The 18,045-nt window shown below is 71.9% G+C and carries 29 protein-coding genes; all 29 read right to left on the bottom strand.

Going from position 1 to position 18,045, the window contains the following annotated elements:
• Positions 1-101: 101 nt before the first annotated feature.
• The gene (locus tag ACWGDE_RS11385; protein ID WP_453388737.1) at positions 102-626 is read right to left on the bottom strand and encodes a hypothetical protein; all 525 of its coding nucleotides are present in this window, start codon (positions 624-626) and stop codon (positions 102-104) included.
• The gene (locus ACWGDE_RS11380; RefSeq protein WP_453388736.1) at positions 623-1,300 is read right to left on the bottom strand and encodes a hypothetical protein; all 678 of its coding nucleotides are present in this window, start codon (positions 1,298-1,300) and stop codon (positions 623-625) included. Before ACWGDE_RS11380 ends, ACWGDE_RS11385 begins: the two co-directional genes overlap by 4 nt.
• On the bottom strand, positions 1,297-1,560 hold the full coding sequence (locus tag ACWGDE_RS11375) for a hypothetical protein (RefSeq protein ID WP_453388735.1): 264 nt from the start codon (positions 1,558-1,560) through the stop codon (positions 1,297-1,299). Before ACWGDE_RS11375 ends, ACWGDE_RS11380 begins: the two co-directional genes overlap by 4 nt.
• Before the next feature lie 120 nt (positions 1,561-1,680).
• On the bottom strand, positions 1,681-1,920 hold the full coding sequence (locus ACWGDE_RS11370) for a hypothetical protein (RefSeq protein ID WP_453388734.1): 240 nt from the start codon (positions 1,918-1,920) through the stop codon (positions 1,681-1,683).
• A gap of 37 nt (positions 1,921-1,957) precedes the next feature.
• On the bottom strand, positions 1,958-2,449 hold the full coding sequence (locus ACWGDE_RS11365) for a hypothetical protein (protein WP_453388733.1): 492 nt from the start codon (positions 2,447-2,449) through the stop codon (positions 1,958-1,960).
• Positions 2,449-2,649, bottom strand: a complete 201-nt coding sequence (locus tag ACWGDE_RS11360; RefSeq protein WP_453388732.1) for a hypothetical protein — start codon at positions 2,647-2,649, stop codon at positions 2,449-2,451. The genes ACWGDE_RS11365 and ACWGDE_RS11360 overlap by 1 nt, the downstream gene beginning before the upstream one ends.
• Complete coding sequence (locus tag ACWGDE_RS11355; protein WP_453388731.1) at positions 2,646-3,098, bottom strand: hypothetical protein; 453 nt, start codon at positions 3,096-3,098, stop codon at positions 2,646-2,648. The genes ACWGDE_RS11360 and ACWGDE_RS11355 overlap by 4 nt, the downstream gene beginning before the upstream one ends.
• Positions 3,095-3,769 carry a GGDEF domain-containing protein gene (locus ACWGDE_RS11350; RefSeq protein ID WP_453388730.1) on the bottom strand — a complete coding sequence of 225 codons (675 nt, stop codon included), beginning with the start codon at positions 3,767-3,769 and terminating at the stop codon, positions 3,095-3,097. The genes ACWGDE_RS11355 and ACWGDE_RS11350 overlap by 4 nt, the downstream gene beginning before the upstream one ends.
• Positions 3,770-3,859: 90 nt before the next feature.
• The gene (locus ACWGDE_RS11345; RefSeq protein ID WP_453388729.1) at positions 3,860-4,159 is read right to left on the bottom strand and encodes a hypothetical protein; all 300 of its coding nucleotides are present in this window, start codon (positions 4,157-4,159) and stop codon (positions 3,860-3,862) included.
• A gap of 97 nt (positions 4,160-4,256) precedes the next feature.
• Positions 4,257-4,610, bottom strand: coding sequence for a hypothetical protein (locus tag ACWGDE_RS11340; protein WP_453388728.1), 354 nt, complete (start codon positions 4,608-4,610; stop codon positions 4,257-4,259).
• Between the two features lie 30 nt (positions 4,611-4,640).
• The gene (locus tag ACWGDE_RS11335; RefSeq protein ID WP_453388727.1) at positions 4,641-4,856 is read right to left on the bottom strand and encodes a hypothetical protein; all 216 of its coding nucleotides are present in this window, start codon (positions 4,854-4,856) and stop codon (positions 4,641-4,643) included.
• The gene (locus tag ACWGDE_RS11330; RefSeq protein ID WP_453388726.1) at positions 4,853-5,239 is read right to left on the bottom strand and encodes a hypothetical protein; all 387 of its coding nucleotides are present in this window, start codon (positions 5,237-5,239) and stop codon (positions 4,853-4,855) included. Before ACWGDE_RS11330 ends, ACWGDE_RS11335 begins: the two co-directional genes overlap by 4 nt.
• A complete protein-coding gene (locus ACWGDE_RS11325) occupies positions 5,236-6,201 on the bottom strand; it encodes an AAA family ATPase (RefSeq protein ID WP_453388725.1) in 966 nt (321 codons plus the stop codon). Before ACWGDE_RS11325 ends, ACWGDE_RS11330 begins: the two co-directional genes overlap by 4 nt.
• Entirely contained in the window at positions 6,198-6,548 is a 351-nt protein-coding gene (locus tag ACWGDE_RS11320; protein ID WP_453388724.1) for a hypothetical protein, read from the bottom strand. The genes ACWGDE_RS11325 and ACWGDE_RS11320 overlap by 4 nt, the downstream gene beginning before the upstream one ends.
• Positions 6,545-7,054: a hypothetical protein gene (locus ACWGDE_RS11315; RefSeq protein ID WP_453388723.1), complete on the bottom strand. Its 510-nt coding sequence runs from the start codon at positions 7,052-7,054 to the stop codon at positions 6,545-6,547. Before ACWGDE_RS11315 ends, ACWGDE_RS11320 begins: the two co-directional genes overlap by 4 nt.
• A gap of 110 nt (positions 7,055-7,164) precedes the next feature.
• On the bottom strand, positions 7,165-7,458 hold the full coding sequence (locus ACWGDE_RS11310; RefSeq protein WP_453388722.1) for a hypothetical protein: 294 nt from the start codon (positions 7,456-7,458) through the stop codon (positions 7,165-7,167).
• A complete protein-coding gene (locus tag ACWGDE_RS11305) occupies positions 7,455-7,697 on the bottom strand; it encodes a hypothetical protein (RefSeq protein ID WP_453388721.1) in 243 nt (80 codons plus the stop codon). Before ACWGDE_RS11305 ends, ACWGDE_RS11310 begins: the two co-directional genes overlap by 4 nt.
• Before the next feature lie 20 nt (positions 7,698-7,717).
• Positions 7,718-8,146 (bottom strand): RRQRL motif-containing zinc-binding protein, encoded by a 429-nt coding sequence (locus ACWGDE_RS11300; protein WP_453388720.1) that lies wholly within the window; start codon positions 8,144-8,146, stop codon positions 7,718-7,720.
• A 275-nt stretch (positions 8,147-8,421) separates the two neighbouring features.
• The gene (locus tag ACWGDE_RS11295; RefSeq protein ID WP_453388719.1) at positions 8,422-8,757 is read right to left on the bottom strand and encodes a hypothetical protein; all 336 of its coding nucleotides are present in this window, start codon (positions 8,755-8,757) and stop codon (positions 8,422-8,424) included.
• Between the two features lie 106 nt (positions 8,758-8,863).
• Positions 8,864-9,337, bottom strand: coding sequence for a hypothetical protein (locus ACWGDE_RS11290; protein ID WP_453388718.1), 474 nt, complete (start codon positions 9,335-9,337; stop codon positions 8,864-8,866).
• Positions 9,338-9,391: 54 nt separating this feature from the next.
• Positions 9,392-9,799 (bottom strand): DUF6197 family protein, encoded by a 408-nt coding sequence (locus ACWGDE_RS11285; RefSeq protein WP_453388717.1) that lies wholly within the window; start codon positions 9,797-9,799, stop codon positions 9,392-9,394.
• Between the two features lie 16 nt (positions 9,800-9,815).
• Positions 9,816-12,023: a hypothetical protein gene (locus ACWGDE_RS11280; protein WP_453388716.1), complete on the bottom strand. Its 2,208-nt coding sequence runs from the start codon at positions 12,021-12,023 to the stop codon at positions 9,816-9,818.
• A 7-nt stretch (positions 12,024-12,030) separates the two neighbouring features.
• Positions 12,031-12,402, bottom strand: coding sequence for a hypothetical protein (locus tag ACWGDE_RS11275; RefSeq protein ID WP_453388715.1), 372 nt, complete (start codon positions 12,400-12,402; stop codon positions 12,031-12,033).
• Between the two features lie 11 nt (positions 12,403-12,413).
• Positions 12,414-14,171: a hypothetical protein gene (locus ACWGDE_RS11270; RefSeq protein ID WP_453388714.1), complete on the bottom strand. Its 1,758-nt coding sequence runs from the start codon at positions 14,169-14,171 to the stop codon at positions 12,414-12,416.
• 120 nt (positions 14,172-14,291) lie between these two features.
• A complete protein-coding gene (locus ACWGDE_RS11265) occupies positions 14,292-14,849 on the bottom strand; it encodes a hypothetical protein (RefSeq protein WP_453388713.1) in 558 nt (185 codons plus the stop codon).
• Positions 14,850-15,048: 199 nt separating this feature from the next.
• Positions 15,049-16,782 carry a DUF2637 domain-containing protein gene (locus tag ACWGDE_RS11260; protein ID WP_453388712.1) on the bottom strand — a complete coding sequence of 578 codons (1,734 nt, stop codon included), beginning with the start codon at positions 16,780-16,782 and terminating at the stop codon, positions 15,049-15,051.
• Positions 16,783-17,036: 254 nt separating this feature from the next.
• On the bottom strand, positions 17,037-17,348 hold the full coding sequence (locus tag ACWGDE_RS11255; protein ID WP_453388711.1) for a WhiB family transcriptional regulator: 312 nt from the start codon (positions 17,346-17,348) through the stop codon (positions 17,037-17,039).
• Between the two features lie 175 nt (positions 17,349-17,523).
• Positions 17,524-17,715: a hypothetical protein gene (locus ACWGDE_RS11250; RefSeq protein ID WP_453388710.1), complete on the bottom strand. Its 192-nt coding sequence runs from the start codon at positions 17,713-17,715 to the stop codon at positions 17,524-17,526.
• A complete protein-coding gene (locus ACWGDE_RS11245) occupies positions 17,712-17,924 on the bottom strand; it encodes a hypothetical protein (RefSeq protein ID WP_453388709.1) in 213 nt (70 codons plus the stop codon). The genes ACWGDE_RS11250 and ACWGDE_RS11245 overlap by 4 nt, the downstream gene beginning before the upstream one ends.
• Between the last annotated feature and the right edge of the window lie 121 nt (positions 17,925-18,045).

The following is an 18,045-nucleotide window of genomic DNA, read 5'->3' as shown; positions in this document are numbered from 1 at the left end:
CATGGCAGCCGTCCGCCCAGCCTCCTGCTGGCCCGGAAACACCAAAAGCCCTGCCACGGCACGTGCCGTGGCAGGGCTTTTGGTTGGTGGAGAGTTCAGGATCAGGCCGCCCAGGCCGCGGGCACCGGCCCCTGATCGGGGCTGGGTATGGCGGCGGTTGTCGCCTGGGCGGCCGGGTGCCGCATGACGGTGATCGGGATGGCACCGGGCTCGGCGGGCGGGGCGTAGACCAAGCGCCAGGTGTCCTCCCACTCGCAGCCACAGGGGTGGTCGGGGTGCGGGTGGCTGAGGAACACGGCGTGGGTGTGGACGGCGCGCGGGATGCGGGGGATGGCCTCTGCCGGGTCATCGCCGGGGTAGAGGTGCAGGTTTCGCCACCCGTGGACGCGGTCCATGTAGGTGGCTGCGGCCTCGACGATGACGGCCCACTGTTGGTGTCCGAGGGTGACGAAAGCAGCAGGGAAGGCGTCGTCGGTCGGCCCTCCGATGCCGGTGATGTGCACGCCGCCCTGGGCGAGGAAGCCATACGCCTTGGCGTCCTCGCCGGGGGTCCAGATCTGTTCGGCGGGGTGCCTCGTGCCGTCGGCGGCCTCGGTGGTCTCGATCTCGTACAGGGCAGTGGTCATGCGCTCACCCCCGCGACGGCGGCGGCCAGGAGCACGGCGACGTCGGCCTCGTACGGGTCGCTGTAGCTCTCGTGGTCGCTGACGTCGAACGGGGCGCCTTTCGCGGTGACCGTGAACCCGGGGATGACGGTGGCCGCCCGGCCTTCCAGTTTGGTGTTGAGGCGGTCGGCGTCGTGGGAGGCGAGCCAGGTCTGGGTGTAGGGGCCGAGCCGGAGGAGCGTGTAGCTGGTGCCGTCGTCGCGGCGGGCTTCGACGTGGACGCCGTAGTGCGCGGGGGCCATGCCGATGTCGTCGGGCAGCTTGAGGCCCGCCGCTGCGTGGGTCAGTGGTGTGTAGGCCGACTCCCAGGCGCCGAGGATCGTGGCTGTCTCGCAGCGCAGCCAGCCTTTGCCGGTGTAGCCGAGTTGGTGCCCGTGGAGTTGGGCTGCGGCGTTCGGGGTGTCGGGGTGGACCAGGGCGACGGCGATCAGGTCGGGGCCGTGGTCGTCTCCGGGCCGGGGGTGGGCGCGCTCGACGAACGGGCCGACGCGGACCGCGATGTCGCCGCCGGTACCAGGCGTCCAGGGCTGCGGGTCCTTGCGGGCAGCGAGCATCGCGCGGTAGGCGTCGACGACGGCCTGGTCCTCGGAGCTGAGGGCGCCGGGCGTGCCGCAGCGGCGGAAGTATCGCTTCACCGGGTGGTCTCCTTCTCGTGGGTGGGGCGGATTCGGCGCATTCCTCGGAGACGCTGCTTGCAGCGGTCCCAGAGGGTGGGGTGGGTGTGGCGCCAGGCGGCGCGGTCCATGCCGACGGGATCCGTGAAGCGGCGGGTGAGGCCGCAGGTGCACTCCAGGCCGTAGGGGAGGTCTTGTTCGTCGTCACGTGTGGTGGTGACGACGACGCGTTGTCCGTCGTGAGCGCCGTGGTAGGTACCGACCCAGAGCTGTGTGAGCATCGCGTTCCGATCTTCGTGGCGGGAGGGGCTCCGGGGCGGCCGGGCTCGTAGCCGGCGGCCGCCCCGGGCCGAACAGGGGTAGTGCTGCTTGCCGCCGTCAACGGCGGGCGGGTTCGGTGGTCAGCGCGCGACAAGGGCCTTCTGGTGCTGACCGCGGTGCTTGGTCTGTTCGGGCTCGGCCAGGACGCGCAGGCCGTGCGGCGTGCCGACGGTGCCGCAGGCGCTGCACTGGACCCGGTACGAGCGGCGGCCGGTGCACCCGGAGTTCGGGTCGCGGGGCTTGCCGGACGGGCTGACGGCGTGGAGGCAGACGGTGCCGTCGGCGTGGAGGGGTTCCACCTTGATGGAGAGGCGGGGCATGGGCTGGTGCTCCTTCACGGAGTGGGGGCAGGACGGGTCAGGGCTTGCGGGTGGCTTTCTCGAAGGCGGCGATCAGGGCTTCGATGGAGGCCGGGTCGGTGACGATGCCGATCCAGGTGCCGGCCTCGGTCCACAGCTGGACGGCCGGGGTGGCGCTGCTGCTGACCGCGACGTAGGCGCCGGACCGGTCGAAGGTGAGCTCGTCGATCGCCTCGGTCTCGTCGGCGGTCTCCGGGAGCGTGAGCGGCACTTCCTGGAGGACTTCGAGGGCTTCGACCTGGAGCTGGACGGCGCCGTTGGAGCGGGCCGGGAGGGTCAGGACTCCGGCGACGCGCAGGTAGTCGCCGGGCCGGAGTTCGGTGAGGACCGTGTGGACGATGAACGGGTCACCGGTCACGCAGGCCAGCACGGACTCCTCGCTCAGGTCCTCGGTGGGGGAGGAGATGAGCCGGAATCGGGCTGTATCCCGGGGGCCGGGGACGGGTTCGGTGTCGAGGTAGCCGTCTATGCCGATCGGAATGCTGTCCATCAGCTCGCCTCTGCCAGGGTGTGGTGGGTGTGGGGGCGGTGCGTACGCAGGGCCAGCAGGAGCAGTTCCTGGTTGTGTCGCTGGCGGTCCGGGGTGAGCGGTGCGGGTGCCGGCCTCGGGTGCCGGTGCCAGTTCGGGTGGGCGGCGGGCTCGGGGTAGGCGAGGGCCTGGTCGGGGTCGGCCTGCGGGCTGCTGCTCATGAGGTGGCCTCCAGTCGGAGGTCGGGGAGCTGGGCGAGGACCTGGTCCACGAGGTCGCGGGCCGGCTTCCAGGCCGGGAGCGCGCCCTTGGCGAGCACGGGCAGGGCGAGTTCGTGGACGTCGGTGAGGACCAGGTGGTGGGCCTCGCGCTGCGCCCAGGGGCTGGTGCAGCGCTCGGGTCCCTGGTCGAGGTGGCAGTCGGTGAGGCGGGCGACGCCGATGACCGCGCCGAGGGGGAGCTCGCGGCCGCGGATCGCGGTGGCGACCAGCGGGTCGCGCAGGGCGGGGCGTTCCAGCTTCTGGCCGGCATGGAGGAGTACCCAGCCGCGCCAGGGCCAGGGCCGGGGCCTGTTCTCGGTGGTCTTCCCGGCGAGGATGCAGGTGGCCCAGGGCTGGCGGATCGTGATGCCGCGGATCCAGTCGCCTTCGGGGAGGATCGCGGTGCTCATGCTGCCCGCCCCCACACGGCCGTGCCCGGCCGGCCTGCCCGGCGGCCGTTGATGGACGGCACCGTGGTGTGCGCGGCGGCGGCCAGGACCGCACGGCCGGTGTGCTTGCCGTCGTACAGGGCAGCATCGGCCGCCCGCTGGAGCTTGGACAGGTCACGGGTGCCGATCGCGTCCGGAGTCGCGGCGCCGACCGAGGCGGCGACGTCGAGCGTGCGGCCGTCGTCCAGGACGACCGGCTTGCGCAGCAGCCGGACCAGCTGCTCCAGGTGCTGCTCGCGCCGGTCGGCGGGCAGCCTCAGGACGACGGCGAACTCGTCGCCCCCGAGGCGTCCGACGGCGGCGCGCGGGCCCGCCCAGGTGCTGAGCTGGGCACCGAACGCGGCGAGGACGGCGTCCCCGGCCGCGTGCCCGAACTCGTCGTTGATCCGCTTGAAGTGGTCGGCGTCGACCATGACCACGGCCACGTCGTCGTGGCGGGCCACCAGGCTCCGGGCGCGGGCGGTGTAGGTGTCGCGGCGCAGGAGGCCGGTCAGCGGGTCGCGCTTCGTCGCGGCGAGCTGTTTGTGCAGCGCGACCGCGTGGAGGGCCCAGCCGGTCAACGGCACGGCGGCGGTCGTCAGAAGGAGGATGCGCTGGCCGATCCGGGCCGGAACGCGCAGGAGGGGCGACATACTTGGGGTCTCCGTCTCGTCTCGTACGGGATGGATGGGCCCAGGGCAGCCGTCGAAGCCAGCAAGCAGAGCGGCTGTCCTGGGGCAGAGCTACAGCTCGATCGGGCTGGAGTTGAGCCAGCTGTACGGGTTCTTCCAGGGGCTGGCGGTCGCGGCGGGCCAGTCGAGCTCCCAGCCGGGCCGGTAGCCGCAAGCGCCCCAGCCGTCCGGGCGCCCGTGGGGCATCTCGATTCCGGCCTGGGCCGCGGTGTGGGCCGCGTCGTAGACCTCGTGCGCGGCCTTGAGGGCGGCGCTGTCGCTGTCGGCCCGGCCGGTGAAGACGTGCACGCCGCGCAGGCCCGTGTCGGTGCTCCGTATCGGGACGTCCACCTCGAAATAGCGCTCGGTCATGACGTCCAACTCCTCTCGTGCTCGCGGTGGTGAGGGACCACTGCGACCGCCCCGGCCCCGGCTGGATCGGCAGGGGTCGGGGCGGCACGGAGGACCATCACCCGCTAAGCACGACCGGGTTCTCGGCGGGGACTTCGTAGACGTCGATGACGTCCTCGCCGCCGGACCAGGTGCCGGGGGCGTGGCGGATGTAGACGATGCGCAGCGGGGAGCCGTCGCGGGCGGTGACGTCGTACTCGTGGACGGTGTGCTTCTTGAGGGCGGAGTGGACGGCCGGCGCCACAGACCGGACGGGCATCCGGGACGGGAATGGCAGGAAGCGGGCGCCGTTGACGGTCGTGTACTGCAGGGCCTGGCGCGGCCAGAGCCGGGCGGCGTTCATGGCGCCGTGCTCGCGCAGGGCCTGGGTGTGGGCGGCGTAGTACGCCTTCGCGGCGGCGGACATGGGCATGGGCGGGTCTCCTTCGGCGTGCCGGGCGGGTCAGAAGTCGAGGTCGAGCCGGATCGTGATGGGGGTACGGCGGTCGCCGTAGTCACGGCGGGGGTCGTGGACGGTGCGGCGGTGCGCGGCAAGGCCAGCCGCACCGCCCTGGATCGGCAGCTGACATTCGTCGCAGCCGTACAGCCACGCGTCACCGGCGGGCAGTTCCGCCGGGGTAAGTGGGTGCGGGTGAGGACCGTCGGCGGCGCGGCTCACGGCCGGGACCCGCGGACGTAGTCGATGGCGCTGGCGACATGGGTGTTTGCCATGAGGCTGCCGCCGCCGTCGATCCGGTCCCGCAGCTCGTCCAGCCGCGCCCACGCTGTCGTGAGCTGCTGCACGAGCCACGCCTCATCGCTGGTGGCGTCCTTGCCGAGTCGGGCTTCGATCGCGGTGAGGCGGTCGGTGTCCTGGCTGCTGGCCTCCAGGAGGGCGTCCGCCCGACGGACTTCGTCTGCCGTGAACGCGTCTTCAAGGCGTCGGGCGGCGTCGGCCTGCGGGTCGTCGGCGTGCGTGGCGAAGCCGCGCAGGTGGACTGCCATGCGGGCCAGCTCCCAGTCGCTCCAGCCGGGCTTGCTGCTTTCCTGGAGGAAGGTCATCGCGCGGTCCCGGCGGTCTCGCGGAGCACTGCGGCGTGGTCGTCGGGCTCCTGGTCCGCGTTGTCGAAACCGCCGTGGACGGAGCAGATGATGTCCTCGCTGTCGTCCAGGTCGCCGTTGAGCGCGCGGGCGAGGCAGGTGACGCTGTACGCGGGCGCCCAGGCGTAGCCGGTGCATTCGTCGTCGTGCGGGCAGGGCAACGCGACGTCGAAGCCGTAGTCGCCCTCGCCGTCGACGTTCGTCCGGAGTGCGAGGGTGAGGTACTGCTGGCCGAGGCGGATCTCCGCGACGCGGTCTCCGTCGGCGGCCTTCGAGCCGAGCTTCCACCGCCACATCGGCAGGATCTCCTCGCCGAACATCCGGCGTACGAGGAGCAGGTTGCCCAGGCCGTCGCCGTCGTCCAGTCCAAGGTCGGCGGTGCGCTTCTCGCCGAGGCGCTCCAGGTACGGCAGGAGCCGGCAGAGGCTGTCGGAGAAGACGATCTCGGGGAAACCCTCGGCCTTGAGGCTGCGGTGCGAGTTGACCATGTCCTTGCGCTGCTGGAGGACCACGTCGTCCGGCACGGTGCGGTTAGCCGGCCGCGGGCCCTGCCGCTCCACACACACGGAGCCGGGCGTGGAGACCATGACGGCGATGGGGAGCATGTTGTGCCGCTTGGCGGCGGCGAGCAGCGGCTCCCGGGCGGCCCGGGTGACGTTGGTGGCGTCGATGACCGTGAACAGGCGCCGACGCATGCGGGCCTCCAGGAGCAGGTGCAGGGCGGCGACGGCGTCGCCGGTCGCGTCCTGGTCGCCCGCGTCGTCGCTCACCACCTCGCGCAGCGCATCCAGGGACAGCACCTGCGAAGCGGGCCAGGTGCTCGCGATCGTCGACTTCCCGGCCCCGCTGGGGCCGATGAGGATCACCAGGCTGTGCTCGGGCATCTCCGGGTAGAAGGTCGGCGTGCTCATCGGCGTGCTCATGCGAGTTCTCCTTGCGGGTCGAGGGCGCGGGCAGCCCAGAGCAGGCGCGCACCGGCGTTGTCGGTGATCAGGGCGGCGGACTCGTGCAGGTAGTGGGAGGCGTCGCCGTCGCGGTCGGGCTCGAGGTGCTCGGCTCGCTGCGCGGCGACGGTGACCAGCTGCGCCAGGACGGGGAGGAGGCCGCCGGGCGGGTCGGTGTCCTCGATGAGCTCGCGCAGGATCGCGGCGAGCTCCGCCTGGTCGACGTTGTCGGCGGTGAGATCGTCCTGGATCTGCTGGAGCGCCAGGCAGGCGATGCCGACCGAGGCGCGCACGCGTTCCAGGCGTGTGCGGGATGGGGTGGTCACCGGCTGGTCGCCTTGGTGGTGGCGAGCAGCGCGGCGAGGGTTTCCCAGCCCTCGTGCCAAGCCTGGTCGAGCGCGTACGCGCCGTTGAGGCCGTGGTCGGCGAGGCGGAAGAAGTTGCCCTTGCCGGTCTTGGTCGCGAGCTGCTCCAAGACGCCGCCGGGGACCCGGCGGTCGGCGATGTAGTGGGTGACGCCCGAGAGGGCGAGCGCGGCCGCGGCGGCGCCGGGGTGCAGCCGGATACCCAGGACACGGGCGCCGGCCCCGACCACGAGGGCCTGCGTGGCCGTATAGGTCAGGCAGTGCCAGGCGCACGCTTTGATCCCGTCCCGGGTGCCGTGCGCGACGAGCTCCGCGTCCGGGTCGGCGGCGGGCATCAGGACCGGCTTGGCGTCGGTGGCGGCCTTGACCCGGGCGCAGTGGTCGTTCTGGACCCAGTGGTCACCGATGTTGGAGGCGGCGCGGCCCAGGCCGAGGACGGCGGCGAAGAGAGCGGGGCGATGCGTCATGCTGGGTTCTCCTGATCTCGAACGGGTGAGGGAGCGGGGTGGCCGGCCCTTTGCCGATGCGCGGTCACCCTGGCCTCGGCCCCGGCCGGTGTGGTCGGGGTCGAGGCAGTTCAGAACGGGGGTTCGTCCGGCCAGGCCGGGACGGACAGCAGGCGGATGCTCAGCTCGCGTCGGGCCGACCAGCAGCCGCACGCCTCCATCTCCGGGAAGGGTCCGCCGCTCCACCGGCCGCCGGCCCCGTGGCAGTGAGGGCAGTCCGACCGGGGCCGGGCGGTGACCTCGATGCGGTACCGGTCGGCGTACAGGCGCCAGTGGCCTGCCGTGAGCACGGCGGCGGCCACCATCACGGTGACGGGCGCGGCGGCCGCGAGCAGCAGGGCGGTACGTGGGCGGCGGGCGGTCACGTCAGCGGGATCGCGCGGCACAGGTTGGCGTGGTCGTTGGCCTTGCTGCGGGCCTCGAAGAAGTAGTGGTGGGTGTAGATGTCGTCGCCGTCCTTGCAGCCGTGGCACTTCCAGCGGTTGTTGTCGTGCGGGGAGCCGGATCCGGTGACGTCGACGTAGGAGCCGCCGACGGTGAGGTATCGGATCTGGAGGTTCGACGGGCGCGGGGGCTCGTGGAACGTGGCGAGGGCCTGGGCCATGGGGTCGTGTCCTTCGTGTGTCAGGCGGCCAGCCGGTGCGTGACCGGGGCCGGGGGAGCGATATAGCTGGCGGGGTCTGCGGGCGTGCCGTCGTGGCACTCCAGGCAGCTGGTGAGGGAGGTCGGGAGCACGAAGAAGTACCGTCGGCGGCAGGTCCGGCATGTCTGCCGGGCGGCCATCGCCTTGTCGAGCGCGTACTCCTTGGCGAGGGTCATCGGCCGCACCGGCCGGGCCTTCGCGACCTCGTACAGCAGGCCGTTCTTCGGGCCGCGGGTCTCGACCTCGGCGACCGGCTCCTGGCCGCCGGGACGCAGCCCCATCGCCCTGAGCTGGCGTTTGGTCGCGTAACCCGATGGCGCGCACAGGCGCTTGAACACCGGGATCGTCACCTCGGGTTCGGCCGGGGCGTAGGGGTCCACGTCGACCAGGTCCTCGTCCTGGCCGACCATCACCGGCTCCAGGTACCGGGCAGGCGGCGCTGGGGCAGCGGGTAGCGGGGGCCGGGGATGAACGGGCGCGGGCGGCCGATCCTGCGGCGCGGCCGGGGGCTGAGCACGATGGACCCTCCAAGTCGAAGCAGTGGCTGGGGCGCCCGCGTCCCCGGGTCGGGGCGGCGGGCGCGGGGTTGGGCTGAGGCCGGTCGGCCTGCCCGGGTCACCGGAACCGGCCGCCCCGAAGTGCGGGCGGCGGTACCGGTGGCCAGGCGGGGCGGTCGGAGCTGGGGTCAGAGGGCGGCGGAGATGACGCCGAGGACGAGGGCGGCCGCGCTGCCGAGGATGAGGGTGGCTCCGGCGGAGGCCCACCAGTAGTGGCCCGTCGTCTTGGTGTCGCGGAGGTCGCTGAGACCGTCGGCGATGCGGGCGTGGATCCCGATCAGCGGGCCCAGGGAGGCGTACCAGCGGCCGAGGCGGTCGACTTGGCCGGCGGCTTCGTCGTCGGGTATGTGCCCGCCGTGGAGCGCGAGGCGGTGGGCCTCGCCCTCGGCGGCCAGGTCGTCGAGCTGATGGACGACGGGGCTGGTGGTACGGCAGACGGTGCAGCGGTAGCGGTAACGACGCACGGGGCTGGTCTCCTGATGCCTGAGGGGAATTGGGCAGGACAGTGCGACGCCCCGCTCGGAAGGTTCTCCGGGCGGGGCGCGGTGGCTGAGCTAGGGGAGCTGGCGGCTACGCGTTCTTGCGGTACACGCCGTACGTGACGTGTTCGATCTCGCCGGTGTTGACCAGGGCGGTCAGGACGTTGGACAGGGTTTCCTCGCTGAGGCCGGTCAAGACGCGGATCTCCACCTCGCCGATCTCCAGGCCCACCGAGTCATTGAGGCAGGCCAGCACGGCGGCCTGCGGGGTGGGCGTCACCGGCGCGGTGAACACCGGGGGAGGCGCAAGGGGCCGCCAGTAGTTCCTGACGGCGCCGAGTTTGAAGACCCACTGCTCGGTCTCCGGGTCCTGCCACTCGTGCTCGGGGAACACGTAGTAACTGGCGCGGAGAACTCCGAGGGCTTCCAGGCAGGCCGAGCGACCACCCGTCACCTCGATTTGGACCCGCGCGGTATGGGCGCAGTTCGGGTTGCGCGGGTGGTCGCCGAGGGCGCCGCAGTTGCACGGCGCCTGAAAGTCGGTCGTGCCCTCGGTCGAGTCCATGCCTCATGAAAGCGCAGTTGGCCCTCCTGCGCCCAGGGTTACCGGGGCCCGACTTCAGCGTGCGGCGCGGAGCAGGAGGTCGAGGACCGGGCCGGCCCACGTCTGGGCGTTGTTGAAGCGGGGGAGGTCGTGGGCGTCGAGGGTGCCCAGGGTGGTCATGAGCTGCGCCTCGGCGGCCCGTACCTCCCGCGCCCACACAGCCGGGTCGTAGGCGAGGGCTGCGGCCTGGACCGATCCGAGGAGGCACAGGCCGCTCTGGTCGCAGAGGGTGCCGCGGGTCCAGCCGTAGCGGATGATCAGCTCCCGCGCGGTGCGCAGCGTGTGGCGGACGCTGGGCTCCGGGTAGCCGGACGGGCCGGTGGCGTACGCCTCTTCGACCTGCCCGATCAGGGCCTGTACGGCTCGGGGGTCCGGGCGGGCAAGCTCCGTACGGTGCGCGGGACGGACGAGGTTCTCGATCATGTCTGCTGACTCCTCCTTACGGGTTCTTGCGGTAGACGCCGGACTTGACGCGTTCGATCTCGCCCTTCTTGACCAGTGCGGTCAGGACGTTGGACAGGGTCTTCTCGTTGAGGCCGGTGAGGGTGCGGATGTCGTCCTTGGTGATCTCCAGGCCCGTGTCGTCGAAGCAGTCCAGGACGGCGGCGTCGGCGCTGGGCTCCGCCGGCGGTTTGGTGAATCCGCCGTCGAGCGAAGGCGTGAACCCTCCGCCGCCCCAGCCCGGGCCGTTGCTGGGGATGTAGCCGGCCTCCCCGATGACGGGCACTTCGGCGATGTCGTGCCGGTCGCCCCATCCGGACCAGTCCGCCGGCCAGATGATGGCGTCGTGGCGGATGTACGGGGCTGCGGACTCCAGGATCCAGCTGCGCATCATCTGGACGGGCTCGCCGGGCGATCCGACGTAGCCGAGGCCGAACGTGCGGGCCGGGTCGTTGAGCGGGATGTCGTCCGACCACACCAGGGGCTCGTCCTCGGCGGACCAGGCGGCCGGGATCGCACCGGGATCGATGCCCTCGAACCCATCGACCGTCACCAGGTTCGACTGGGCGGAGTCCGTCCGCAGCATGACCATCGCGCCGCCCTGGATCACGTTGGTGCGCAGCGCGGTGGAGCCGCCGAGCTTGTCGGCGTTGACGGCCTGGTTGACGATCAGCAGCGTCATGCCGAGGTTCCGGCCGAGGGCTGCGATCTTGTCCAGGATGAAGACGGCCTCCTTGCCTTCCTCGGTGGCGGAGTCGGTGATCATGTGGGTCTCGTCCACGATCACCATGACCCACGGGCAGTCCGCCGTGGCCTTGAAGTTCTTGCGGCCGAGCCTCGCCGACTCCGCGACCCGGTGCTGCAGCAGGGCGTAGGCCAGGCGCAGGGACTTGATCGCTTCGGTGCCGGTCGCCGCGTACGCGGCCATCGACTCGACGTCGGGGTTGGAGCTGCCCTTCGGGTCGGCGTAGATGATCGCCGTGCCCGCCAGGTGGGCGGCGAGCGCGATGATCTGGACGACGCCGCCCTTGCCGGAGCCGGTGACTCCGGCGATGAAGATGTGCTGGGCGCCGAGCACGGGGTCGAACATCTGCAGACGGGCGACGCGGCCGGAGACGCCGCGGCCGATGGCGATGTATCCGCCCTTGGACGGCTCCAGCGCCTGCGGGCCGGGGAAGGGAACCCCGTCTTCGAGCGGGTTCTTGTCCATGAGCCGGATCTTGCCCCGGCGCGGGTCGGACGGGTGGGGCTGGTAGTCGACCAGGGTCATGGAGGAGCGCAGGGCGCCGACGAGGAGCTTGCGGTCGGGGACGGGGACGGCGGGGACGTCGTCGTCGGCGACGACCCACGCGACCCAGCCGCCGGTCGCGGGGTCGACCTGGGCGTCCTTGAGGTGGGTGCCCGGCATGACCTTCGGCCGGACCAGGCGGGCCCACATCCCCTCCATCGTGTTCGGGTCCAGCTCCGCCGGCGACGTCCGGCGCACCGTCACGTACTGCTCGCCGGGGTGGTGGCCGTCAGCGAAGGTGACGCAGGCGGCGGGGACCCGGTAGGCGGAGCCGACCGCCTCCGCGCTGACGTTGACTGCCTTGCCCTGGGGGGCCTCGATGATGCCCTCCCACAGCTCGCCGGAGTCGGCGACGCCGACGAGGTGCTGGCCGGGGTGCGCGCCGCCCTCGCCGGAGATGTGGTCGGCCCAGATCTTGTAGAGGCCGCCGGGCCCCGGGACCCCGGGCGGGCCGGCCTCCGGGGTGGGGACGGAGATGCGGACCCTGCGGGCGGCCAGGGCCGGGCGGAGCCTGACGGTGAGGCCGGCCCACATCGTCCACCAGGCGGCGGAGACGAGCCCGGACACGCTGGCCGGGTCGAGGAACCCGGCCAGCAATCCGTCCGCGTACGCGGGGCCGAGGAACACCCCCGGGGCGACGGCCATGGAGGTGAGGAGGCTGGAGCCCAGCAGGGTGGAGCGCTGGGCGGTCAGGACGTCCCCGATCCCCGTGGCGTTCAGGACGCTGGCGGGGATGCGGCCCATGTAGTGGGTGGCGAACGCCGCGCTCCCGCACACCGTGGCGGCTGCGGTGAGGGCGGCGAGGCCGGGTTCGAGGAGCGGGGTGAGGGCTCCGAGGGCGGGCGGGGCGATCACCGAGACGAGCGCGGGGACCTGGTCTGCGAGGTGCGGGCGGCGGGTCACGGTGATCTCGGACATGGGCGGGTTACTCCTGTTCGTAGAAGGGGGATCGGGCCATGGGGACGCCCATGGCGTTGACCTGCTCGTCGATGCCCTCGTGGGTCTTGCGGGCCTGGGCGTCGGCGGCGCGGGCGGCGCCGGCGACGTTGTCGGCGGCGGACGCGGCGGCGATGGATGCCTGGGACAGACCGCGCATGATCCGCGCCGTGTCCTTAGCTTCGCCGGTCGTGTGGGTGTCGACTTCGAGGTTCGCGAGGCCGTCGGCGACGCGGGCCACGGCCTGGGCGTTCTGGTCGGCGCGCTGGCCGATCTGCCGGATCGTCTCGCCGTCCTTGGCGACGAGACCGGCCAGGTTCTGCACCTCGGCGCGCAGCTTGCGGTAGGTGGTGTCTGCCATGCGGATCTCTCCTATCGGACGTAGAAGGCGCGTTCGGCGGGGCTGGTCTCGTCGGAGTCGGCCACGGCCTTGTAGACGCCGCCGTGGCGCACCTCCGCGTTCTTGTTGAGGGTCCGCAGCGCCTCGATGCCGCGCACGGCGTTGCCGTGCATCTTGTCGGCCTCCTTCGCCTGGGCCTCGGTCGCTTCGTGGAGCTTTTGCAGGGAGGCGATCAGGTTCTTGCCGCCCTTGATCTTCGGGTCCTTGCACTGATCGATCAGGTCCTGGATCTCCTTGACGCGACCTGCGGAGACCTCCTTGGCCTGCTTGCACTGGTCGGTGATCTGGTGGGTGTCGCGTTCCCGGCCGTCCAGGAACTGGGTGAGGCGGCGCAGGGTGCGGACCTCGCCGATGGACATCGTGTTGCCGTTGGAGAGGTGAACGGCCCCCCCGTACTCGGACATCTGAGCTCCCAGCGGCACCGCCCCCATGGCCGGCGCGGGCGCGGAGGCGGGCTTGGGGGGTGTGGGCGGGGCGGTGGGCTTGGCGGGCACGGGCGGAACTCCTCGGGTGCGGTTTCGGGCGGCGTCCATCTGCGCCTTGTCGCGGGCGGCCTTGTCGCGGATGGCCTGCTGGCCGTCCGCGTAGCCGTCCTTCCACGCGGCCTTGTCCGCTTCGACGGCGGCCTGCTGCGCCCCGGCCTTGAAGCCCTCCTCGCGGGCGGGCTGCGCGGCGTACGGACCCTTCCTCGGTTTGGCCTTGTCCTGCTTGCCCGTTGCTGCGGCGGGCCCGGCCGGAGCCGGACCCGTCGGCGCGGACGGGCCGGGCGCGAGCTGGGGTCCCGGTTTCGTGGTGGCCGGGTCCGGCTTCGCCGCCGTCGGCTTGTCCCCGGCCTTGGCCGGGGTGGGTTCCGTGGCAGAGCCGGGGGCGGGGGCCTTCGACGGCGGGTTCGTGGCGGCGGGCTTGCCCTCCGGCTGCTGCCGTCCGGCGCTGTCGGTCTTGCGGCTGGTCTTGTCGTCGCGGGCCGTACGGTCCTGCGTGTCCGACGACGTCTTGCCCGCCTGCTGGCGGGTGTTGTGGTCCTTGCGGTCCGAGGACGTCTTCGCGTCGCGGCTGTTCTTGTCCGCGGAACTGCGGGTGTCCGCCGTCTTCGCGTCCCGGGTGTTGCTGTTCTTGTCGGCCGAGCTGCGGGTGTCGGCGGTCTTGGCGTCCCGGCTGTTCTTGTCCGCCGAACTGCGGGTGTCCGCAGTCTTCGCGTCGCGGCTGTTCTTGTCGGCCTTGGTGCTGGCCGCCGAGGTCTTGGCGTCGCGGGAGTTGTGGTCCTTGGCGGACTTGTCGCTCTTGCTGGCGTGGGCGGTGGTCGCCGTCCGGTTCGACTTGGTGTCGGAGGTGGCTCCCTTCTTCTCCGTGATCCCGTGGTTGATCTTGCGGTCGGTGGACGTTCCGCGGATCTCGCTGATCGTGTGCTGCACCGCGATCTTCTGCTGCGGACGGTTCGCGATGTAGGCGGCGATCCCCTTCCACATACCGGGACTCACGGTGTTCTTCGCGCCCTTGCCGGGCTTGCCGTCCGTGCTGCCGTTCTCCTCCTGGGCGGCGTAGGCGGCGGACCCTCCGGAGGCGTCCCGGGTGGGGCGCGCGAGCGTAACCGGAGCGAGGATCCCGCCCCCGGCCGGGGGTGCCGGAGCGGGGGCGGAGGGCGATGCGGGAGCCGGGGCCAGCACGGTGGCCGGGACCCCGACCGTGGGCGGCTGAGGGGGCATCGGGGGCGGGGCGGGCGGTGTCGTCACTGCGGAATCCTCACTTTCGGTGACTTCCTTCCTTCCTTCCCTCCCGACCGAAAGGACCGCTCACGCCCCATGGGAGTCGGGAACGGGCCTTTTTGTGCGGGAGGGAAGGAAGGAAGGAAACTACGCGGCGTTACCGCCCTTGTTGGCCTTGCGGACCATGAATCCGACCCCGCCGACCGCGATCAGGGCGACGACGAGACCGCCGCTGACGCCGATCCCGCCGCCCTGATTGGTGTCGGAAGTGGAGGAGACGTTGGTCGCGCCCATGGAGCCGCCGAGGCTCGCCCCGCCGGGGGCCGGGAACGCCTGCGCGCAGACGTCCTTGTTCATGCCGGCCTTCTCGATGCACGCCTGGAATCCGGCGATGCGCCGCTCTTCCGCTTTCGCGTCCGGGGCGTTCACCTTGGCCCTCTCCACCTCGAGCTGCTGGGCCTGGAGGGCGAGCTCCTGGGCCCGCACCTCGGCCTGCCCGGAGGAGGCACTGTAGGCGGAGACGCCGACCGCGCTGGCCCCGACGATGACCAGTCCGGCCATGGCGATGAGCGCCTTGGCCTGCCCGCTCATCGGGGCCTTGACGGGCGGTCCGTAGGGGGTGGGCGCGGGCTGCTCCCACCCCGCGCCCGAGGTCAGGTTGGCGAACCGCTGGTCGATGTATTCGCGTTCACGGTCGTGAGTCACTCGGGGTTCCTCCTTGGACGGCCAGGCTGTGCTTTTGCAGCCGGGGACGGGGAAAAGGCCCAGTTCGCAGACGGGGCATGTGGGGGCGAACGGTCTGGTGTACTGGGTGGGCTGTGGCTGCTTCCGGCAGTCGCGGCGAAGGCCAGCCCAACTCCCTTGGGCTGGCCTTCACTGGTGGTGCCGGACACCGGTATACGGATCAGGCGGCCGGAATGTAACCGCCGGCCAGCAGCTCGGCGGCTTCCTGGCGGTACTCCGAGGCGGTGCCGGGGGAGGCGACAGCCAGCTCGTGCTGAATGTCGGACAGCGGCAGTCGGCCAGCGTCGCCGCCGACGGCGAGGATCATCCGGGCGACCTTGCGGACCGCGCGCTCGCGCGGCTTCAGCTTCGCGGCGTCCTCGGCTTCGACCGCACGCCGCTCGATTTCGGCGGTGACCCGCCGCGTTTCGGCAGCGGCCCGATCGGCCTCCGCGGCCTCCTTCTTGGCACGCGCAATCTCGGCGAGAGCGACCTCCTGGCGGCCCTCCTCCTCCGCCTTCTTGCGGTTGGCTTCGGCAGTGGCGCGCGCCGTTTCGGCGGCAGCCCGCTCCGTTTCGGCAGTGACCCGGTTGGCTTCGGCAGTGGCCCGCCGGGCCTCGGCGATGGTCCGGGTATCGACCGCCTGGGCCTCGGCCGCGGCAACCCGGTCGGCCTCCGCAGCTTCCTTCCGCTTCTCCGCCGCCTGGCGCTCCAGCTCGGCGGTACGGAGATTCGCTTCGGCCTCTGTCTCGCGCTCCTGGGCCGCTTTGCGCTCGGCCTCGGCCTCGCGGGCCCGGGCCTCGGCGACGACCGTGTTGTCGAGGGCCTGCTCCTCCAGCTCGGCTGCCCGCTCGGCGGCGCTGACCTGGGCTCGGGCGTGCGCGCGGGCCTGGCCGGTCTGGCCGTCGACCTCGGCGCGCACCGTCTCGACCTTGCCCTTGGCGCGCAGGCGGTCGGCCTCGGACTCGGCCTTGGCGATCTCGCTGCGGGTCTCGGCGGCCAGGCGCCGGCGCGCGGCTTCCTCTGCCCGCTCCTGGGCTGCCTGTTCCTGCTGGTCGGGCATGGCAAGGGCCTGGGCGACGGTGTAGCCGTAGGGCGCCATCTTCATCGGGAGGAGCTCGTCCTCGGTGGCCTTGCTCAGGTCGCCGTTGTACTTGCGCTTGAGCCACTGCTCGTGGGCGAGGAGGTCCTGATCGCGGCGGATCATCTCCGGGTAGGAGGCGACACCCCACAGCCGCATCCGGCGGAAAATCCGGGCGGTCGCCGTAGGGGCGAGGGCCCAGCGGATCCACGGGATCGCGTCCCGTTCTGCCTGCTCGGGCCGGACGATACGGTCGATCGCTGTACGGCCGAGCTCCACGATCATGATGAACAGGATCGGGACGACGCCATGCGCGAAGGCAGCGACGTAGTCGAGGAGCTCCCAGACCTCATCGCCGCGCGGGGCGCCGGAGGCCGCGTTGAGCACGACCGTGGCCGCGGTGAGCAGCCACACGGGATAGCGGATCCAGGAGACGGGCCGCTTGAGCCAGGCCATCAGCAGGTCGACCGCGATCATCACCATGATCCCGGTGTCGACGCCGACCGCGAAGAGCTGGCCCTTGCCGAGACTGCCGAAGTTCAGCCACTCGAAGGCGAAGACGGCGACGTGCTCGAAGGACAGGTACAGGCCGATACCGGCGAGGGCGAGCGCGGCGGCCATGATCGCTCCGACCGCCCACTTCTGCGAGCCGGTCAACTTCCCCCGGGAGGGCTTGGATCCGGTTCCGCTTTCCGGCCCGGGAGCGAGCTCCGGCGGGTCCGAAACGGTGTCGGTCGTCTGCGAAACCGGCTCGGGCGTTCCCGAAACGGGCGTCGGAGATACCGGGTCGAGGCTGGGGTCGGACGCGGTGCGCGGCCAGTCGGTGATCGTCATGAGGGCCTCCGGGAGGGGTCGTTCAGGGTGTGCGCGAAACGGCGGGGGCTGGCTGCGAAACGGGGTGGGGCGTTCTCGAAATGGCGGTCGGTGCGGATCATCGTTGGCGCATCGGACACCGGCTCTACCCGCCCCGGGCGCACGAAAAGGCCGGCAGCCCGGGGGGCGGGCTGCCGGTCTCTCGAAGTGGCGGGGGGTGGGCGCGAAACTGGGAACGGCTCCCGCCTGGCGGGCGCGAAATCAGCTCGGCGCGGTCAGGCCGCGTTGCGGGCCCGGGCGCGAGCCCGGGCGGCGCTGCGCTTGAGGGCACGGCGCTCGTCCTCGGAGAGTCCGCCCCACACGCCGAACTCCTCACCGCGCTCCAGCGCACCGGCGAGGCAGGTGACCATCAGGGGGCAGCGACGGCAGACAGCCTTCGCCTCCTCGATCTGGAGCAGCGCCGGGCCGGTGTTGCCGATCGGGAAGAACAGCTCTGAGTCCTCCTCGGCGCAGGCCGGGCGGGGCTTGGCGGGGGCGGCGATCGGGGCGGGGGTCGACTTGGCGTGGGTGCGTACGATGGTGCGCATGAGGGCCTCCAGAGGGTCCGTGGTCCGTGCGTACGAGACAGCCCCGGGGCGGCATCCCCGGGGCTGTTCTGTTTCTGCGGCCGGACGGCCGGCGCGGGACAAGGAGCGTGAGCTCCCGGCGCTCTCCGCCGGCCCCGCCCGAGTAGGCGCGGGGGCGACGGGCAATGCCGGAGGGTCAGCTGCGGCGCTTCGCGGACTGCCGGGCCTGGTAGGCGTCCTGGGCCTCGGCGAACGCCGCGTGGACCGGCGCTCCGCTCTCGCAGTCCTGGCTGCTCTGGCAGGCCGTGCAGTTGCCGGTGTGCTTCGTGGAGGCGCTGAAGGCTTCCATGTACCGGACGTACAGCGGGTCGTTCTTGGGCGCGGTCATCGGCCGCTTCCCTCCGACGAGCGCCGGTTGATCTCGGCGAGCTTCCTGCTCAGCTCGTCCTGGTCGTCGGCCATCAGGGGACGGACCAGCTGGAAGAAGCGGTCGGTCTCGTCCCGCTCCGGGCCCTTCTGGTTGTCCTCGTCCTCCATGTCGCTGTAGACGCCGTTCGACGGGGCGGCGGGGAGGGGACGTGCCATCATGTCGAGCATCAGGTCCTCCGAGGGGTCCTGGACAGTCCAAGGGCCGTAATCCCAAGGGCCGTCGCGATCGCTTCCCGTTGGGGAGTCGACTGCTGTACGAGCAGCCACGGCCCCGGCCGCCCCTCTACTG

It is taken from the genome of Streptomyces sp. NPDC054956 (assembly GCF_053609185.1).
The sequence above is the reverse complement of the archived record's forward strand: the minus strand, read 5'-3'. Positions and strand labels throughout refer to the sequence as shown.

What these genes read in the sequence shown, in the direction of transcription:
- ACWGDE_RS11280 (WP_453388716.1), bottom strand. Translation starts at nt 12,023, where the DNA reads ATGTCCGAGATCACCGTGACCCGCCGCCCGCACCTCGCAGACCAGGTC.
- ACWGDE_RS11330 (WP_453388726.1), bottom strand. Translation starts at nt 5,239, where the DNA reads ATGACCTTCCTCCAGGAAAGCAGCAAGCCCGGCTGGAGCGACTGGGAG.
- ACWGDE_RS11385 (WP_453388737.1), bottom strand. Translation starts at nt 626, where the DNA reads ATGACCACTGCCCTGTACGAGATCGAGACCACCGAGGCCGCCGACGGC.
- ACWGDE_RS11365 (WP_453388733.1), bottom strand. Translation starts at nt 2,449, where the DNA reads ATGGACAGCATTCCGATCGGCATAGACGGCTACCTCGACACCGAACCC.
- ACWGDE_RS11260 (WP_453388712.1), bottom strand. Translation starts at nt 16,782, where the DNA reads ATGACGATCACCGACTGGCCGCGCACCGCGTCCGACCCCAGCCTCGAC.
- ACWGDE_RS11375 (WP_453388735.1), bottom strand. Translation starts at nt 1,560, where the DNA reads ATGCTCACACAGCTCTGGGTCGGTACCTACCACGGCGCTCACGACGGA.
- ACWGDE_RS11315 (WP_453388723.1), bottom strand. Translation starts at nt 7,054, where the DNA reads ATGACGCATCGCCCCGCTCTCTTCGCCGCCGTCCTCGGCCTGGGCCGC.
- ACWGDE_RS11275 (WP_453388715.1), bottom strand. Translation starts at nt 12,402, where the DNA reads ATGGCAGACACCACCTACCGCAAGCTGCGCGCCGAGGTGCAGAACCTG.
- ACWGDE_RS11355 (WP_453388731.1), bottom strand. Translation starts at nt 3,098, where the DNA reads ATGAGCACCGCGATCCTCCCCGAAGGCGACTGGATCCGCGGCATCACG.
- ACWGDE_RS11360 (WP_453388732.1), bottom strand. Translation starts at nt 2,649, where the DNA reads ATGAGCAGCAGCCCGCAGGCCGACCCCGACCAGGCCCTCGCCTACCCC.
- ACWGDE_RS11370 (WP_453388734.1), bottom strand. Translation starts at nt 1,920, where the DNA reads ATGCCCCGCCTCTCCATCAAGGTGGAACCCCTCCACGCCGACGGCACC.
- ACWGDE_RS11305 (WP_453388721.1), bottom strand. Translation starts at nt 7,697, where the DNA reads ATGGCCCAGGCCCTCGCCACGTTCCACGAGCCCCCGCGCCCGTCGAAC.
- ACWGDE_RS11325 (WP_453388725.1), bottom strand. Translation starts at nt 6,201, where the DNA reads ATGAGCACGCCGATGAGCACGCCGACCTTCTACCCGGAGATGCCCGAG.
- ACWGDE_RS11350 (WP_453388730.1), bottom strand. Translation starts at nt 3,769, where the DNA reads ATGTCGCCCCTCCTGCGCGTTCCGGCCCGGATCGGCCAGCGCATCCTC.
- ACWGDE_RS11300 (WP_453388720.1), bottom strand. Translation starts at nt 8,146, where the DNA reads ATGGTCGGCCAGGACGAGGACCTGGTCGACGTGGACCCCTACGCCCCG.
- ACWGDE_RS11285 (WP_453388717.1), bottom strand. Translation starts at nt 9,799, where the DNA reads ATGATCGAGAACCTCGTCCGTCCCGCGCACCGTACGGAGCTTGCCCGC.
- ACWGDE_RS11290 (WP_453388718.1), bottom strand. Translation starts at nt 9,337, where the DNA reads ATGGACTCGACCGAGGGCACGACCGACTTTCAGGCGCCGTGCAACTGC.
- ACWGDE_RS11250 (WP_453388710.1), bottom strand. Translation starts at nt 17,715, where the DNA reads ATGACCGCGCCCAAGAACGACCCGCTGTACGTCCGGTACATGGAAGCC.
- ACWGDE_RS11255 (WP_453388711.1), bottom strand. Translation starts at nt 17,348, where the DNA reads ATGCGCACCATCGTACGCACCCACGCCAAGTCGACCCCCGCCCCGATC.
- ACWGDE_RS11340 (WP_453388728.1), bottom strand. Translation starts at nt 4,610, where the DNA reads ATGCCCATGTCCGCCGCCGCGAAGGCGTACTACGCCGCCCACACCCAG.
- ACWGDE_RS11345 (WP_453388729.1), bottom strand. Translation starts at nt 4,159, where the DNA reads ATGACCGAGCGCTATTTCGAGGTGGACGTCCCGATACGGAGCACCGAC.
- ACWGDE_RS11245 (WP_453388709.1), bottom strand. Translation starts at nt 17,924, where the DNA reads ATGCTCGACATGATGGCACGTCCCCTCCCCGCCGCCCCGTCGAACGGC.